The organism is Kitasatospora sp. NPDC057738 (assembly GCF_042798815.1).
GTDB classification, from domain to species: domain Bacteria; phylum Actinomycetota; class Actinomycetes; order Streptomycetales; family Streptomycetaceae; genus Kitasatospora; species Kitasatospora lactacystinica.
In genome coordinates, this window is the sequence record NZ_JBHVJT010000018.1 from 38643 (window position 1) to 54142 (window position 15500).

Sequence of the window (15500 nt, forward strand, 5' to 3'; positions counted from 1 at the left end):
GATCGGTCATCTCATCGGGGTCCACTCGCCGTCAGCCCTTTACACCGGCCGGTGCTGGTGCCAGCAGAGGCGGCGAAGGCCTGCCTCCTCGACGGCCACTGGCTCCGGCCGGGACGGTCAGCTGGTTCGAGTGCGGCATGGCGAGTACGAGGCGGGACGATGACAGCCGACCTGCTGCAGTTCCTCGCCGCCCGGCTCGACGAGGACACGGCGAAAGCCGTCCCCAACCTGGCCACGCGCGGCCTCGGGGACGAGGGAACGTACCCGGACTACCGGGCGCTGTCGACCAGCGACACGGACGCCGCAGATGCCTACCTCAGAACGTTCAACCCGCGGCGCATCCTGGCCGAGGTCGACGCCAAGCGGCGCATCATCGCCGAACACCCGTGGCGGCGAGAGCCGGACTGGCCGTCGGGTCGACAGTGCAGGCAGTGCGCCACCGAGTACCCGTGCACCACGCTCCGCCTGCTCGTTCTGCCCTACGCCGGTCACTGCGACTACCGGCCCGAATGGGCACCCAGCGTCTGACCGCGCCACTACGATGTGGCCATCATCAGCCCTGGTGGGTCCCGCATCCGATACGACTCCAGGAGCCTGGCATGCCCACCATCCACCTCATCTCCGCCGCCCCCGGTGACCACGTCCCCGGCCACGAACTGGCCAGCCCGGACTGTCCGGAGTACCTCGGCCTGCTCGAACGACCCGACGTCCAGGCGTGGATGGACACCATCGGCTACGGCCCGGAGGCCGAGGACGAGCTGATCTACCTGGTGACCGACGACGACGACCTGGATGCCATCCCCGCCGGCTTTGAGCACCTCACCATCGAGCTCTGACGAGGCGCCGGGGATGCCGCTTGCGCTTGATCGCCGCCCGTCGTAACCTCGCTTGCAGCAGGTAGCCCCTGCCCAGAAACGCCCCGAAGGCCCCGCAGACCAACGTCGCGGGGCCTTCGTGCTGCCCGGGGAGGTGCCGTGCCGGTCTACCCCAACCCGCCACTCCACCTGATCCGACCGGACGACATCGCCGACCGAGCCGGCACCGCCGCCGCCTTCGGCGTCGACGAGGTCACCATCAAGCGGTGGGTCCACCTGGGACTCGTCGAGGCGCTTCCGATCCCCGACGGTCCCCTGCTCTACCACCTGCCCACCGTTGCCCGCGCCGAGCTGTCCACCTGGCGCAACGGCGCCGACCGGGCTATCCGCGGTGGACGCCCACCCGGCTGGCGGGTCGGCCAAGCCGCCGCCTAACCCCAGAGGAGCCGACGTGCAACCCAGCATCGGTCGCATCGTCCACTACCACTCCCACGGCAGCCCCGTGCAGCCCGACGGCACCCAGCGGTACACCTCGAAGCCCCGCGCCGCGATCGTCACCGCCGTACCCGAGTACCTGGAAGCTGAGCCGTACGACGGCTGCCCCAACGACGGCACACACCTGCCCGTCGTCGTCAGCGTGGCCGTACTCAACCCCACCGGCATGTTCTTCGACGAGAGCGTTTCGTACGCCGAAGAGCCCACCCCGGGCTGCTGGTCCTGGCCCCCGCGCACCTGACCTGAGGAGGTGCCCGTGCCTGGACGCCAACTTGGCCCTGTCACCGACGAGGACCGCGCCGAGATCCTCCGCCTCCACGGCGAAGGCCTCAGCCGCAACGAGATCATGCGGCGCGTCGACCGATCCGCCCGCGTCGTTACCGAGACCGTCCACAACGCCGGCCTCGGCTTCGAACGCTCGGGCCAGGTACAGGTGGCCACCGAGGCCCGCCGTATCGATCTCGAAGCCCGACGCGTCGACCTCGCCCACCAGCTCCACGAGGACGCCGAACGACTCCGCGCCCAACTCTGGGAACCCGCCACCGTGTACGCCTTCGGCGGCAAGGACAACGAGTACAACGACCACGAGCTGCCCGAACCGCCTCCGGCAGACAAGAAGGCCCTGCTCGGCGCCGCCGGCATGGCCATTGACCGCTCGCTCAAGCTCGTGCCCCCGAAGACCGGTGCCGGCGCCGACGAGGCCCTGTCCATGCTCGGCGCCCTCGCGGCCGGCATCGCGCGCTACGCGGAGGAGGACACCGGCGAGGAGGGCTGATGCTCGACCAGCTCCCCCTCTCTCGCAAGCAACTCTGCTCGATCGCGCAGGCCACAGCCCGCATCAACATCTGGTCGGGTGCGATCCGCTCCGGCAAGACCATCGCCAGCCTGCTGGCGTTCCTGATCGCGATCTCGACCGCGCCCACCGCGGGCCTGATCGTGATCGTCGGCAGGAGCTTGCAGACGATCGAGCGCAACGTTCTCGACCCGCTGCAGACGATCGAGCTGTTCGGCCCGCTCGCCCGCCAGGTCCACCACACCCGCGGCGCGACCACTGCGACGATCCTCGGCCGCACGATCCACTTGATCGGTGCAGCCGACGCCCGCGCCGAGGGCCGCCTGCGCGGCCTCACCGCCTCACTCGCCTACGTGGACGAGGCGACGCTGCTGCCTGAAGGGTTCTGGAACCAGCTCCTCGGCCGCCTCAGCGTCCCGGGCGCCAGGCTGTTCGCCACCACGAACCCGGACTCCCCAGCTCACTGGCTGAAGCGAAAGTTCCTCGACCGGACCAACCAACTGGACCTGCGGTCGTGGCACTTCACGCTCAACGACAACCCGAGCCTGGCACCGGCCTACGTCGCAGCGCTCAAGGCGGAGTACGTCGGTCTCTGGTACCGACGCATGATCGACGGCGCATGGGTCGCCGCCGAAGGCGCCGTCTACGACATGTGGGACCCGGAGAACCACGTCGTGGCAGCCGACCGGGTGCCCGCGATACAGCGCCTACTTGCACTCGGCGTCGACTACGGCACCACCAACCCGTCCACCGGGCTGCTGCTCGGCCTCGGGACGGACCGGCGCCTGTACCTGGTGGACGAGTGGCGCCACGACCCGCAGCAGGGCCACCAACGGCTGACCGACGGGCAGCTGTCTGCGTCGCTGCGACGGTGGATGGCCGACCAGCGCCATGCACCGGAGTGGGTGGTCGTCGACCCGGCAGCGGCCTCGTTCCGCGTGCAGCTCCACCAGGACGGCGTGACCGCGCAGGAAGCCGATAACGACGTGAGCCGCGGCATCAGCCTGTTGGCCACGCTCCTTGCCCAGGGGCAGCTCATGGTGTCCGACCGCTGCCAGGGGTTCATCAACGAAGCCCCCGGCTACTCATGGGACCCGAAGGCGACCGAGGACGGCAAGGACCGGCCGATCAAGGTTGCCGACCACTCCTTGGATGGTGGCCGGTACGCCATCACCACCACCGAGGCGCTGTGGCGCCCCCACCTGATCACACCGCTGGAGATGGCGGCCTGACCTTCGAGGAGGTGTCCCGGTGCCTCTGCCGGACGAGGACAAGGCGTGGCCGCCGAAACGCATCACCACTGCTCTGAAGGCGATCAACGAGTGGGACACGTGGTGGTCCGGCGACCCGCAGCGGCTCACCGCCCTCTACGGCGGCGGCGGCACCTACGGCATGCCCGACCCGAAGGCCAGCCAGTACCGGGGCGGGATGATGGGCCGAATCTCCCGCTGGTGGTGGGGCACCCCGCCCGCCCCCGGCGAGCTCCGCTCCCACACCCACATCCCGATCGCCGGCGACATCTGCTCCGCCTCGGCGAACCTGCTGTTCAGCGAGCCGCCCAGGATCAGCGTCGTCGACTCCGACGTCACACAGCAGCGCCTGGACGCGGTGTGCGGCGACCGCTTCCACGCAACGCTCCTGCGCGCCGCCGAACTCGCCGCAGCCCTTGGCGGGGTGTACCTGCGCCCGGTCGCCGACACCACCCTCGCCGACGCCCCATGGCTGGACATCGTCCACCCCGACAGGGCCTGGCCCGAGTTCACCTGGGGTCGGCTCTCCGCCGTCACGTTCTGGCGGGTCGTCGAGTGCGAAGACGGCCAGGTCTGGCGCCACCTTGAACGCCACGAGCCCGGCGCCATCCTCCACGGCCTCTACCAGGGCACCGACGACCGCCTCGGCCACCCCGTGCCGCTGGAGGACCAGGAGGAGACCGCCCCACTCGCAGCCAAGGTCGACAGCGAGGGCCGGATCCTGACCGCCTACCCGCGGCTCGGCGTCGCCTACGTCCCCAACCAGCCCACCCGCAAGTGGCGGTCCCTGCCGCTGCTGTGCGACCTCGGCCGATCCGACCTCGACGGCATCGAGAACCTGATGGACGACCTCGACCAGGCCCACGCCTCCTGGATGCGTGACCTGCGCCTCGGTGTCGGCCGGGTTGTTGTTCCGAACGCCATGATGCAGTCCCTCGGCCCGGGCCGAGGAGGCTACTGGAACCCGGCCCAGGAGATGTACACCGGCCTGGACATGCTCACCAAACCCGGCGAGAGTCCGCTGACCCTGGTCCAGTTCGACATCCGGGTGCAGGAGCACAAGGACACCTGCGACGACCTGGTCAAGAAGATCGTTCGCAGCGCGGGCTACTCAGAGCAGACGTTCGGCTCGGACGGCGAGGTCGCGGTTACGGCGACCGAGGTCAACGCCAAGGGCCAGCGCTCGGAGACGACCCGCGGGAACAAGATCCTCGCGTGGCGGCCGGGCCTCGGCGACGTCATCCAGGCCCTGCTCGCCATGGACGCCGACCTGTACCGCTCCGGCGCGGACTGGCGCCAGCGTCCGCTCGTGGAGTTCGAGGACGGCATCCAGGAGGACTCCCTCACCCTGGCCAACACCACCGAGGTCCTCACCCGGGCCCAGGCCGCGAGCACCGAGACCAAGGTCCGCTACATGCACCCCGACTGGGACGACGAGCGCGTGACCCGCGAGGTCGCGGCGATCCACGCCGAGACCGGGCAAGCCGTGCCCGACCCGATGCAGACCGGCCTCATCCCCTAGGAGGTGGGCCGTGCCCGTGTCCCCGGACATGGCCGAGGACCTCGCCCGCACCGTCGGCTCCCTGTACGAGCAGGCCGAACTCGCCCTGCTGGAGCGCCTGCGGGCCGACCTCGCGGCCGGCATCGACAGCCCGATGTGGGTGAACCAGAAGTTGGCCGGCCTCGGAGATTTCCAGCAGGGCATCCGCGCCCTGCTCGACGGTCTGCAGATTGACACCGACGGCGCCCTGCGGGAGGCCGTCTCCCAGGCGTACGAGCGCGGCCAGCAGGCCGCGGTTGCCGAGCTCGGCGCCCTGCCGGTCGGGCAGGCCGCTGCGGCGGCCGAGGCCCTGCCAGGTGCCGCTGTGGTGGACCGTCTCGCTGCCGCAGTCATCGGCGACACCGGGCCGGTGTACCAGCGGGTGCTGCGGGTCAGCGTGGACGTGTACCGGCAGACCGTGGCCGAGGCCGCCGCCTCCGCGCTCACGGGCGCCGAGACCCGTCGGCAGGCTGCTGCCCGGGCCCTCGTCCGCTTCGCCCAGCGAGGCGTGACCGGGTTCGTCGACAAGGCGGGCCGCTCCTGGGACATGGCCTCCTACGCCGAGATGGCGACCCGTTCGGCCGTCGGCAAGGCGGCCGTCCAGGCCCACACCGACCGGCTGCAGGCCGCCGGCCTCGACCTGGTCGTCGTGTCCGACAGCCCGGAGGAGTGCCCGCTCTGCCGCCCGTGGGAACGCAAGATCCTCTCGATCGGCGACTCGGGGGCCCGGACCGTCGAGATGCAGCATGCCACCGCCGACGACCGCACGGTGACCGTCCACATCGCCGGCTCCCTCGGCGACGCCCGCGCGGCCGGCCTGCAACACCCCAACTGCCGCCACAGGGTCAGCGCCTACCTGCCCGGCGTCACCCAGCGCCCGCCCGTCCAGGAGGACCGTGCGAGCTACGAGCAGACCCAGCAGCAGCGCTACCTGGAACGGCAGATCCGCACCTGGAAACGCAGGGCTGCCGCAGCGATGGACGACGACCAGCGCAAGGCCGCGAACGCCAAGGTCCGCGACTACCAGGGCCGGGTGCGGGACCTGCTCGCCGAGACCGACGGCCTGCCCCGCAAGAGCCACCGCGAACAACTCTCCTCCGCCCGCTGAAAACTTCCGGCCGCCGGGTGCAGCCGGGCGAACCACCAGGCCCGCCGGGAGCGGGCCCCCCAGGCCGGCCAGGAGTCGGCCCCGACGCGCCCCAGGAGGGCACGATGCGACGTTCCACCCTGCCCCGCACCGGCTGGGCCCACCCCTACGGCCACGCCCCTTTCTCCCCGTTCCTCTACGCGGACGGAGGGGACGGCGGCGACTCCGGCTCCAACGGCGACGCCACCGGCGGTGAGACTGCCGGCGGATCCGACGCTGGCGACAGCGGGACCGAGAGTGGCGGCACGGACGGCGCCGACGACAGCGCGAAGCCGAAGCCGACTGCGGGTGGCGACCAGGCGGCGGAGATCGCCCGACTCACCAAAGAACTCGCCGCGGCCCGGTCCGAGGCCGGCAAGGAGCGCACCACCGCCAAGGAGACCGCGGCCCAGGAGGCCCGGAACGCCCTGGTGCAGGACCTCGGCAAGGCCCTCGGCCTGGTCAAGGACGAGAAGGACATCCCGCCGGACCCCGCGAAGCTGACCGCCGAGATCGAGCGGGCCACCGCAGCACACCGCGAGACCAGCATCGAGCTGGCCGTATTCAAGGGCGCGGCCAAGGCTGGCGCCGATCCGGGCGCGCTCACCGACAGCAGGGCATTCATGGCCAGCCTCGGCAAGCTCGACCCCGGTGCGGACGACTTCGCGGCCAAGGTCGGCAAGGCCATCGAGAAGGCCATCGTCGACAACCCCAAGCTCGCCGCCACCGCAGCCCGCACCGACTCCGGCTCCACCGACTTCAACGGCTCCGCAGGCGACAAGCCCGACGGCGGACCCCAGACCATCGACGACATCCGAGCGGCGCGCCGCAAGCGCCGCGCCGGGTAAGGAGACACCGACCCCATGGCCAACAACTTCCTGACCGCGCAGGTCATCGCCGACCAGGCCCTGGCCACCCTCTACGAGACCACCGTCATGGCAAGCCTCGTCCACCGCGACTACGAGCCGGAGTTCGCCCGCAAGATCGGCGACGCGATCACCATCCGCAAGCCCGCAGTGTTCACGGCGAACGAGTACAACCGGGCCTCCGGCATCACGGTACAGACCGCCACCGAGTCCTCGGTGAACATGACGCTCAACCACTTCGCCGACGTCTCCTTCGCGGTCACCAGCGAGGAAATGTCGCTGAAGATCCAGAACTTCGACGCCCAGCTCCTCACCCCGGCCATGGAGGCGATCGCCCAGAAGATCGACTCCGACGTGCTCCTGCTGCGCAACGACATCACCGCCGAGGTCGGCCACGCCACCCCGAACGCCGCAGGTGAGGACTACAACGGCTACAGCGGCGACTACCCGTGGTCGGACTCCCGCGTTCTGATTCAGGCTGGCTCTGTCCTCGACCTCGCCAGGGTCCCCGCCACCGAGCGCCGGGTCGTCATGGGCCCGACCACCAAGGCCCGCTGGACCGCCGAGAAGGTGTGGCGGCAGGCCAACAAGCGCGGATCCACCGAGGGTCTGCTGGAGGCCTCGCTCGGCGACCGCGTCTCCGGGTTCGACCCGTACTGGACCCAGCACGTGGGCCAGCCCGGCGCCCCGGCCAGCGGCCAGCCGACCACCGAGGAGAACCTGGCCTTCCACAAGACGGCGTTCGCCCTCGCGTTCCGCCCGCTGGACCTGCCGAAGGGCGCTCTCGACGCCGCGGTCGTCAACTACAAGGGCTACGCGCTGCGCGTGGTCTACGACTACGACGTCGACAAGAAGCAGACCGTCGTGTCGATCGACTGCCTCTACGGCACCAAGACGTTGGACCCGAACCGGGCCGTCCTGATCAAGGGCGCCGACACCCCGTGACCACCGCCCGCCCGCTGACCGGCGGGCGGCCTCCTATCCACCCGAAGGGAGCCCGGCATGGGCTACAAAGTCCACACGGTCGACGGCAAGGCTGGCGAGGTCGACCTCACCGCGAACCGCACCTACTCCAAGTCGGTCCGCGTCGCCGCGGGCACCGCCGGCACCTACCAGCTGGTCAAGGTCCCCGCGGACGCGGTGATCATCGCGGTGCGCGCGTTCCGGGCCGGCGGCACCGGAGGAACCGTTCAGGTCAAGAACGGCAGCTCCGACGTCCTCGCCTCGGTCCTGACCACCAGCACCGACGCCTGGGCGGGCAGTACGACCGTGCAGAACGCAACCTGCGCTGCCGGCGCCAACATCTCCGTCGTTCTGGCCTCCCCGGCCGGCACCCCCACTGAGGTCCTCGTCCAGGTGGACTTCCGGACGGCGGTCCCGGCGTGAGCGAGTACGCGTACTGGAACCAGAACACTGGCCAGGTCGTGCGCTCGGCCGAGCCGCGTCTGCGGCTGGAGCGGCTGGACGTGTGGCACCCGATGGACCCGGCGGTTCGGGACGAGGACGCCCCGGCGCCGGTCCTCGACAGCGTGCTGCGGCCCGGTATCCTCCCCGTGATCCCGCCGCCTCCCGCCGCACAGTCCGACCCCGAGCTGCCGGCCAAGACGGCGCGTACCAAGCCCGTCAGCAAGGGAGCGGCCGATGCCCAGGACTGACCTGCCGGCCGCGCAGCAGGTGAACGCGTCCACGCCAATCGCCGCGCTCAACCTGGCCGCTGTCGACGGCACCAACGGCAACCAGTGGACCTACAAGGGCGACCAGCTCCTCGTGGTCCGCAATGGCGGCGCCAGCTCCATCACCGCCACCATCAAGAGCGCGACGACCGTGGACGGCCTGGTCGTCCCGGACCGCACCGTCACCATCGCGGCCAGCGCGACCGCCGTCATCCTCGAAGCCCAGGTTGCCAGGCAGCTCGCCAACGGCAAGATCTACATCGACTGGTCGGCCGCCGCCTCGGTGACCGCCGGCCTGATCGACCCCGCGTAGGCGTAGGGAGCCGACCGTGACCCGCGTCTACGCCACCGTCAGCGACTACCAGGCCATCACCGGGCAGGCACCCGGAGTCGACACCGAGCGACTGCTGGCCGACGCCTCCGAGATGCTCGACGCCACGGTGCTCCGGACCGCCTGGTACCAGGTCAACAGCGCGGGCATGCCGACCGACCCGGTCGTCGTCGAGGCGTTCCGCCGGGCGACCTGCCGCCAGGTCGCCTGGTGGGGCCTGGTCGGGGACTCGACTGGTGCGACCGGTGCGGGATGGGGCAGCGTCTCCATCGGGTCCGTGTCCCTCGGCCGCGGCGCGGGCTCCAGCGGCCTGCCGGACGGCTCCGACTCGGCAGCCCGCCAGGTCGCCCCCCAGGCCTGGGACGCTCTGCGCTCGCCCGATCTGGCCCCGGAGCGGCTGCTGTTCGGGTCGGTGCTCGCCCCGTGAGCGGCCTGCCCGGCTGGCTGCTGCAGCACACGGTCACCGTCGAGCCGTACGAGGGCACCGGCGCGTACGGCCACGTCTACGGGCCACTCGCGGCGGTGCGGTGCTTCCTCGACGAGCAGACCCGCACCGTCCGCACCCCGGCCGGAGACCAGACCACCAGCAGTGGTACCGCCTACGCCCCGCTGGCGACCGTCGCACCGCCGCTGTCCCGCGTCACCCTGCCCACCGGCCGCACCACCGTCGTCATCCAGGCCCTGCGCCGCGACGGCGGCACCTTCCCGGTGCCGTCCCACCTGGAGATCCAACTCGAATAGGGAGGCTGCCGTGGCCGGGCGCGTCCGTCTCACCCTCAACCTCGACCAGGTCACCAACGAGTTCCGGGCCGCCGCCGCCCAGGGCCTCATGGACGGCATGGAACACGTCCTCGCCCAGTCCACCACACTGGTGCCTCTCGACGAGGGACCGCTCCAGCACTCCGGTACTGCCTCCATCGACCCGTCCTCACTGCGGGGCGCCGTCTCCTACGACACCCCGTACTCGGTCCGCCAGCACGAGGACATGACCATCCGGCACGCCTCCGGCCGGCAGGCCAAGTTTCTGGAACAGCCCCTCAACAGCGAGAGCGGGACGGTGTGGGAGCTGGTGGCGGCCCGCATCCGGCGGGGGCTGCGCTCGTGACCGGCCCGCCGACCACCACGGACCTGATCGAGGGCTTCGCCGTGATGCTGGCCGATGCCGGCCTCGGCACGTGGCGGCCCAGCGGCGTCTACACCGCGGCGGAGACCGGCATCACGGTGGCGATGATGCCGCCTGAGCCGGACCGGGCGATCTGCCTGACCCCGTACCCGGTGGCCGACGGGCCGATGACCGAGGCCGTGGTTGGCGTGCAGGTCCGCATGCGGGCCGGCCGGGACCCGCGCGCCGTCCTCGGCCTTGCCGACGGCGTGTTCGACCTGCTCCACAACCGCGCCCACGCGGTGGTCGGCGGCATCAAGTGCCCGCTGATCTGGCGCAACTCCCAGGCGTGGATCGGTGCCGACTCGCGGGACCGCATGGAGCTGACCGCGAACTACTACCTGAACGTCTCGCGCCCGGCGGGCGCGAACCTCGACCCCTAAGGAGACGGCCGTGGCCACGGACACCACCGCACTCGCCCGCCGCTGGCGGCTGGAACTCAACGCCGGTACGACCGCCGTGCCGGACTGGCAGCAGGTCTTCGGCATCTCGGAGTTCACCCCGAAGATGCCCCCGAACATCGAGGACAGCTCGACCTACGACTCCGTCGGGTGGAAGGAGAACACCAAGACGGGCCAGGAGTGGAGCATCGAGCTCACGATCAACCGCAAGATCGACGACACCGCCAAGGTGTACGTCCCCACGCACGAGCAGCTCCGCCTCGCCGCGTTCGCCTCCGGCAGCGCCTCCTACGTGCCGATCCGCTACATGGACCGCAACGGCCTGCCCGAGGCCTACCAGGGCCGCGCCCTGGTCACCTGGGAGCCGCAGGGCGGCGCCTACACCGACCTCGACACCGTCAAGATCACGTTGACCGGCGACGGCCCGCTCGTCCCGATCACGAACCCGCTCGCCTGATGGCCCGCCAGTTCGCCGCACTGGATGCGGTACTCGACGACGCCATCGAACTGCCCGCCGGCCCGAACGGCGAGCTCTACCGCATCGAGGGGCCCTCGGCGGAGGACGGTCTGCGCATCGAGCGCATCATGACCCTCGCCACCCGCCTCGCTGCCGGAGGCGAGGCCTCCGAGTCCCAGGTGCTCGACGACGATGCCGAGCTCGACCTGTACAGGGCCGCTCTCGGCAACTCCTACGACCAGCTCCTCGCCGAGCTGTCGTGGCCCCGGTTCAAGCACGTCGCCATGACGGTGGTGTTCTGGATCACCGCTGACACCGCCACCGCCGAGCGCTACTGGGCCAGCGGTGGCGACCCTTCTCGCCTGGCCCCGAACCGGGAGACCCGTCGCGCTGGCACCCGCTCCTCGGGTACGGCTGCGGCGAGCAGGACCCCGCGACGGGGCTCTACGAGTGGTACGAGCACCCGTACGGCCAAGGCCCGGGCCGCGAAGGCCTGACCTGGGGCGCCTTGTTGGAGCAGTGGCCGTTGCTCGAGGCAGATCTCCACCAGGTCTACGGCATCGACCTCAGCGCTCCCGACCTGCTCCGTGAGCGCTCCTGGCGCTGGCTGAAGGTCCGCATCCTCGGCCTGCTGAGTACCAAGTCCCGTACCCACCGGCACTTCTACCCGCCTCAAGAGGCTGGCTGACCTGCTCCGAGGGGAGGTGCCCTGTGGCACTGACCGTCGGAGAGCTCGTCGGCTACGCAGACCTCGACGAATCCCGGTTCGAGGCCGGCGTGCAGCGAGTCGGCCGCAGCATGACCGCGCTGGCAGACGAGGTCGAGCAGGAAGCCGCCCAGGCCGGGCAGGACGGTGGCGAGGCACTCGGCGAGAACCTCGCCACCGAGGCCGAGCAGGGAGCCGAGAAGGCCGGCAGCCGCATCGGCACCGCACTCAAGGCCGTTGCGGTCACCGCCGCAGCAGTTGGCCTCGCGGCCGGCGCTGCCCTCATCAAGGGCGTCTCCGGTGCGATGGAGCAGGAGCAGGTTGCCGGGAAGTTGGGCGCCCAGCTCGGTGCGACGCCGGAAGTGGCCCGCCAGTACGGGCAGATCGCGGGCCGCATGTACGCGGATGCCGTCACCGAGGACGTCCAGGGCGCCGCCGATGCAGTGCGCTCGACCATGTCGGCCGGGCTGCTGCCGCCTGGCGCAACGAACGCCCAGATCCAGCAGATCGCCACCAAGGTCCACGACCTGGCAGACACCTTCGAGCTCGACTTGGGCCAGAGTGCCAATGCGGCTGGTCAGATGATCAAGACCGGGCTCGCCAAGGACGGCTCCGAGGCGTTGGACGTCATGACCCGCGGCATGCAGGTCATGGGCCCAAGGGCAGATGATCTTGCCGACACTTTTAATGAATATTCAACAATCTTCCGGCAGTTGGGCCTGTCAGCGACCCAAGCGACTGGGCTTCTGAGTCAGGGCATGGCTGCGGGCGCCCGTGACACGGACGTCGTCGCCGACAGCCTCAAGGAGCTCACGCTCATCACCCAGGGCGGCGGAGACGCCGTCAACGAGGCGTTCGCCAAAATCGGCCTCAGCGGCAGCGCGATGCAGAAGGCGTTCGTCGAAGGCGGCCCGGCCGCGGCCCAAGGCCTCGACACGCTGCTCGACCGGCTCCGCGCGATGACGGACCCGGTCGAGCGTCAGTCCGTCGCACTGACGCTGTTCGGTACCAAGTCGGAGGACGTCCAGCGCGCCCTCTACGCCCTCGACCCGTCCTCGGCGACAGCCGCACTCGGCGACGTCGGCGGAGCCGCCCAGCGCATGGGCGACTCCCTGCGCGACAACGCCTCCACCCGCATCGAGCAGTTCAAGCGCGGCATCGAGCAGGGCCTGACCAACGTCGTCGGCGGCACCATGCTGCCTCTCCTGGAGCGCGGTGCGTCCGCTCTTCAGGAGCGCTTCGGCCCCGCCCTCGAGCGAGCCGCATCATGGGCGCGCGACACCGCCCTGCCCGCAATCAAGGACTTCGCCAGCGGCGTCGCCAGCGAACTCGGCCCGGCACTCTCCTCCGGCGCGTCGTGGTTGGCCGACACCTTCGGCCCGGCCGTGAGCGCGGCGGGGCGGTTTGTCCGTGACGACCTGCTGCCCGCCGCGGCCCGCCTCGCGGGCATGCTGCGGGACGAGTTCGGCCCCGTCGTCTCCAGCACGGGCGCGTTCCTGCGCGACGACCTCGGGCCCGCCGTACTCAAAGTCGGCAGGTTCCTGAAGGACGAGGTCGGACCCGCGGTCAAGGACGTGGCCACCTGGCTGGCCCAGAACCTCATGCCCGCGGTGGCCGGTGCGGCGGGGTTCCTGACCGGGACCCTCGCGCCCGCGCTTGCCGACACGGCGCGGTGGTTGAACGACAACCGGGTAGCCGTCTCGATCGTCGCTGGTGTCATCACGGCCGCACTGCTGCCGGTCCTCCTGACCATGGCAGTGCGATACGCGCAGGCCGGCATCGCGGCTGGCGTTTCGGCAATGCAGCAGATTGTGGCGTGGGTGACCACTGGAACGGCGGCAGTCACCAACGGTGCGCTGTCGGTGGCCGCTTCGTACCGCACGGTTGCCGGGTGGGTTGCGGCTGGCGCCTCCGCGCTTGCCTCGGGTGCCCAGCAGGTGTGGGCATGGGTCACCTCCGGCGCGGCGGCGATCGTCAGCGGCGCCCAGCAGGTTGGTGCGTGGATCACCATCGGCGCCCGCATAGTCTGGGGCATGGCCCTCCAGGCCGCCGCCGTGGTTGAGATCGTGGCCGGCTGGGTTCTGATGGGTGCACAATCCCTGCTTCAGGCCGCCCGCATGGCCGCCGCGTGGGTGATCGCCATGGGCCCGCTCGGCTGGGTGATCGCCGCCGTCGTCGCCCTGGTCATCGCAGTCATCGCCAACTGGGACACGGTCAAGAACGCCACCGTCAGCGCCTGGAACTGGCTTAGCAACCTCGTCCTCGGCGTGGCCCGCTCAATCTCCAACTTCTTCTCCGGCTGGGACATCGGCGGCGTCCTGTCCCGAATCTGGTCCACCGTCTACGACGGCGCGGTCAGCGGATGGAACAACACCATCAACTGGATCAAGGGCGTCCCAGGTTGGATCAAGTCGGCCCTGGGCGACCTCGGCGGGCTGCTGGTCTCGGCCGGCGGTGACGTGGTCAGAGGCTTGTGGAACGGCATCTCGAACATGGGCTCTTGGTTGAAGGGTCAGCTGATCTCGTTCGCGAAGACCATGATCCCGGGGCCCATCGCCAAAGCGCTGGGCATCGAGTCGCCCTCCACGGTCATGCGTGACCAGGTTGGCCGCTGGATTCCCGCCGGCATCGTCGCTGGCATCGAGGCAGGCTCCGGCGAACTCGACGCCACGATGCGCTCCCTGGTCCAGCCTCCGCCCGTCCCGGCCATGGCCGGAGCCGCATTCGGCACTGGCGCCGAGGGGGGCTACAGCACGGCCGCGGCCGGCGGGTTCCACATCGCCAACTACTACGAGTCCGCCTCCGGCAGTGCCTCGGCCACGGCCGAGGAACTGCTGTGGCTGGCCAAGGGCAGGGGGTGAGGCTTCGTGCCGTCGGTGACCTGGCTCGGCTCCCAGCCCGGGCACGTACAGTACGGCGACCTCCTGCTCGGTCCCGGCACCGGCTGGAGCATGGTCGCCGACCCGCCGATCCAGGGCTGGGAGGAGACGGTGCCGATCGACTCCGGCACGGTCCTTCGCCCCCAGCAGCACGGTGCGTGGCCCGGCCGTCAACTCGGCCAGACCCGCACCGTGACGCTCAACCTGATCGGCCGGTGCGAACCGGGCCAGGCCTCGGCGGTGACGCGCGCTCTCGCGGCCAGGACACCGCCGGACGCCACCGATGAGGTTCCGCTGATCGTCCAGCTTGACGACATGCCACTGCTCTCGTGGGGCCGTGTCGTCCGCCGGTATGTGCCGCCGAGCACCGCGAGCCGCAACGGGCTGATCAAGGGTGCCTCATTGCAGATCGTGTGCACCGACCCGCGCCGGTACCAACTTGCCGAGCAGACCGCCAGTACTGCGCTACCGGCCGGCGAGGCCGGGCTGGCCTGGGGCAGTCCGACAGAGACCGGCCTTGACTGGGGCAGCCCCACGGAGACCGGTCTGGCCTGGGGGACCCCAGGGTCGACGGGGGACATCACCGCCGTCAATGCGGGCGACGCCCCGGTGCACCCCGTCATTGAGTTCAGGGGCCCGGTGACGACGCCGTCCATCACGGCCGGCGGCCTGCGGCTGGAGTACGACATCACGCTCGCCGCGGGTGACGTGCTGGTGGTGGACACGTGGGCGGGGACGGTCGATCTGGCCGGGCAGTCCCGCCTCGGCACCGCAACCCTCCGCAGCGTGCCCGAGGGCGCGTTCCTGCTGCCGTCCGGCTCCACCACCACGCTCTCGTTCCGGGCGAGTCCCGGTTCGACCGATCCCGCCGCGTCCGCCACCGTTCGTTGGCGGAGCGCCTACTGGTAGCCGAGGAGGCACCCCATGACCGTGCGCTCCGCATGGCTGCTCAACCCGGGTCAGACCAGGGAGGACACCCGCCTTGCGCCGGTGGGCACCTGGACGC

General features: G+C 70.7%; 22 protein-coding genes. All 22 read left to right on the forward strand.

Features of this window, described 5'->3' with window-relative positions; translation table 11 throughout:
• The first annotated feature begins 159 nt into the window (after nucleotides 1-159).
• The 22 genes from ACFVGO_RS12470 to ACFVGO_RS12575 all read left to right on the forward strand — a co-directional run bounded on the left by ACFVGO_RS12470 (nucleotide 160) and on the right by ACFVGO_RS12575 (nucleotide 15403).
• On the forward strand, nucleotides 160-528 hold the full coding sequence (locus ACFVGO_RS12470; RefSeq protein WP_380631594.1) for a DUF6221 family protein: 369 nt from the start codon (nucleotides 160-162) through the stop codon (nucleotides 526-528).
• Nucleotides 529-599: 71 nt separating this feature from the next.
• Nucleotides 600-836 (forward strand): hypothetical protein, encoded by a 237-nt coding sequence (locus ACFVGO_RS12475; RefSeq protein WP_380631596.1) that lies wholly within the window; start codon nucleotides 600-602, stop codon nucleotides 834-836.
• Nucleotides 837-974: 138 nt separating this feature from the next.
• Nucleotides 975-1250 carry a hypothetical protein gene (locus ACFVGO_RS12480; RefSeq protein WP_380631598.1) on the forward strand — a complete coding sequence of 92 codons (276 nt, stop codon included), beginning with the start codon at nucleotides 975-977 and terminating at the stop codon, nucleotides 1248-1250.
• Nucleotides 1251-1266: 16 nt separating this feature from the next.
• Nucleotides 1267-1551: a hypothetical protein gene (locus ACFVGO_RS12485; RefSeq protein ID WP_380631600.1), complete on the forward strand. Its 285-nt coding sequence runs from the start codon at nucleotides 1267-1269 to the stop codon at nucleotides 1549-1551.
• 15 nt (nucleotides 1552-1566) lie between these two features.
• On the forward strand, nucleotides 1567-2085 hold the full coding sequence (locus ACFVGO_RS12490) for a helix-turn-helix domain-containing protein (protein WP_380631602.1): 519 nt from the start codon (nucleotides 1567-1569) through the stop codon (nucleotides 2083-2085).
• Nucleotides 2085-3335 carry a PBSX family phage terminase large subunit gene (locus ACFVGO_RS12495; RefSeq protein ID WP_380631604.1) on the forward strand — a complete coding sequence of 417 codons (1251 nt, stop codon included), beginning with the start codon at nucleotides 2085-2087 and terminating at the stop codon, nucleotides 3333-3335. The genes ACFVGO_RS12490 and ACFVGO_RS12495 overlap by 1 nt, the downstream gene beginning before the upstream one ends.
• A gap of 19 nt (nucleotides 3336-3354) precedes the next feature.
• On the forward strand, nucleotides 3355-4875 hold the full coding sequence (locus ACFVGO_RS12500; protein ID WP_380631606.1) for a phage portal protein: 1521 nt from the start codon (nucleotides 3355-3357) through the stop codon (nucleotides 4873-4875).
• A 10-nt stretch (nucleotides 4876-4885) separates the two neighbouring features.
• The gene (locus tag ACFVGO_RS12505; protein ID WP_380631608.1) at nucleotides 4886-6001 is read left to right on the forward strand and encodes a phage minor capsid protein; all 1116 of its coding nucleotides are present in this window, start codon (nucleotides 4886-4888) and stop codon (nucleotides 5999-6001) included.
• A gap of 104 nt (nucleotides 6002-6105) precedes the next feature.
• Entirely contained in the window at nucleotides 6106-6867 is a 762-nt protein-coding gene (locus tag ACFVGO_RS12510) for a hypothetical protein (RefSeq protein WP_380631610.1), read from the forward strand.
• Nucleotides 6868-6882: 15 nt separating this feature from the next.
• Nucleotides 6883-7830, forward strand: coding sequence for a P22 phage major capsid protein family protein (locus tag ACFVGO_RS12515; RefSeq protein WP_380631612.1), 948 nt, complete (start codon nucleotides 6883-6885; stop codon nucleotides 7828-7830).
• 57 nt (nucleotides 7831-7887) lie between these two features.
• Entirely contained in the window at nucleotides 7888-8271 is a 384-nt protein-coding gene (locus ACFVGO_RS12520) for a hypothetical protein (protein WP_380631614.1), read from the forward strand.
• On the forward strand, nucleotides 8268-8540 hold the full coding sequence (locus tag ACFVGO_RS12525) for a hypothetical protein (RefSeq protein WP_380631616.1): 273 nt from the start codon (nucleotides 8268-8270) through the stop codon (nucleotides 8538-8540). Before ACFVGO_RS12520 ends, ACFVGO_RS12525 begins: the two co-directional genes overlap by 4 nt.
• Nucleotides 8527-8871 (forward strand): hypothetical protein, encoded by a 345-nt coding sequence (locus ACFVGO_RS12530; RefSeq protein ID WP_380631618.1) that lies wholly within the window; start codon nucleotides 8527-8529, stop codon nucleotides 8869-8871. The genes ACFVGO_RS12525 and ACFVGO_RS12530 overlap by 14 nt, the downstream gene beginning before the upstream one ends.
• A 16-nt stretch (nucleotides 8872-8887) precedes the next feature.
• Nucleotides 8888-9316: a hypothetical protein gene (locus tag ACFVGO_RS12535; RefSeq protein ID WP_380631620.1), complete on the forward strand. Its 429-nt coding sequence runs from the start codon at nucleotides 8888-8890 to the stop codon at nucleotides 9314-9316.
• Entirely contained in the window at nucleotides 9313-9630 is a 318-nt protein-coding gene (locus ACFVGO_RS12540; protein ID WP_380631622.1) for a hypothetical protein, read from the forward strand. The genes ACFVGO_RS12535 and ACFVGO_RS12540 overlap by 4 nt, the downstream gene beginning before the upstream one ends.
• 10 nt (nucleotides 9631-9640) lie before the next feature.
• A complete protein-coding gene (locus ACFVGO_RS12545; RefSeq protein ID WP_380631624.1) occupies nucleotides 9641-9994 on the forward strand; it encodes a hypothetical protein in 354 nt (117 codons plus the stop codon).
• Nucleotides 9991-10434 carry a minor capsid protein gene (locus tag ACFVGO_RS12550; protein WP_380631626.1) on the forward strand — a complete coding sequence of 148 codons (444 nt, stop codon included), beginning with the start codon at nucleotides 9991-9993 and terminating at the stop codon, nucleotides 10432-10434. Before ACFVGO_RS12545 ends, ACFVGO_RS12550 begins: the two co-directional genes overlap by 4 nt.
• Before the next feature lie 10 nt (nucleotides 10435-10444).
• Nucleotides 10445-10909 (forward strand): phage tail tube protein, encoded by a 465-nt coding sequence (locus tag ACFVGO_RS12555; RefSeq protein ID WP_380631628.1) that lies wholly within the window; start codon nucleotides 10445-10447, stop codon nucleotides 10907-10909.
• Complete coding sequence (locus ACFVGO_RS12560; RefSeq protein ID WP_380631630.1) at nucleotides 10909-11406, forward strand: hypothetical protein; 498 nt, start codon at nucleotides 10909-10911, stop codon at nucleotides 11404-11406. Before ACFVGO_RS12555 ends, ACFVGO_RS12560 begins: the two co-directional genes overlap by 1 nt.
• A 29-nt stretch (nucleotides 11407-11435) precedes the next feature.
• Nucleotides 11436-11597, forward strand: a complete 162-nt coding sequence (locus ACFVGO_RS12565) for a hypothetical protein (RefSeq protein WP_380631632.1) — start codon at nucleotides 11436-11438, stop codon at nucleotides 11595-11597.
• A gap of 23 nt (nucleotides 11598-11620) precedes the next feature.
• A complete protein-coding gene (locus tag ACFVGO_RS12570) occupies nucleotides 11621-14476 on the forward strand; it encodes a phage tail tape measure protein (RefSeq protein WP_380631634.1) in 2856 nt (951 codons plus the stop codon).
• 6 nt (nucleotides 14477-14482) lie between these two features.
• Nucleotides 14483-15403: a hypothetical protein gene (locus ACFVGO_RS12575; protein WP_380631636.1), complete on the forward strand. Its 921-nt coding sequence runs from the start codon at nucleotides 14483-14485 to the stop codon at nucleotides 15401-15403.
• Nucleotides 15404-15500: the final 97 nt, after the last annotated feature.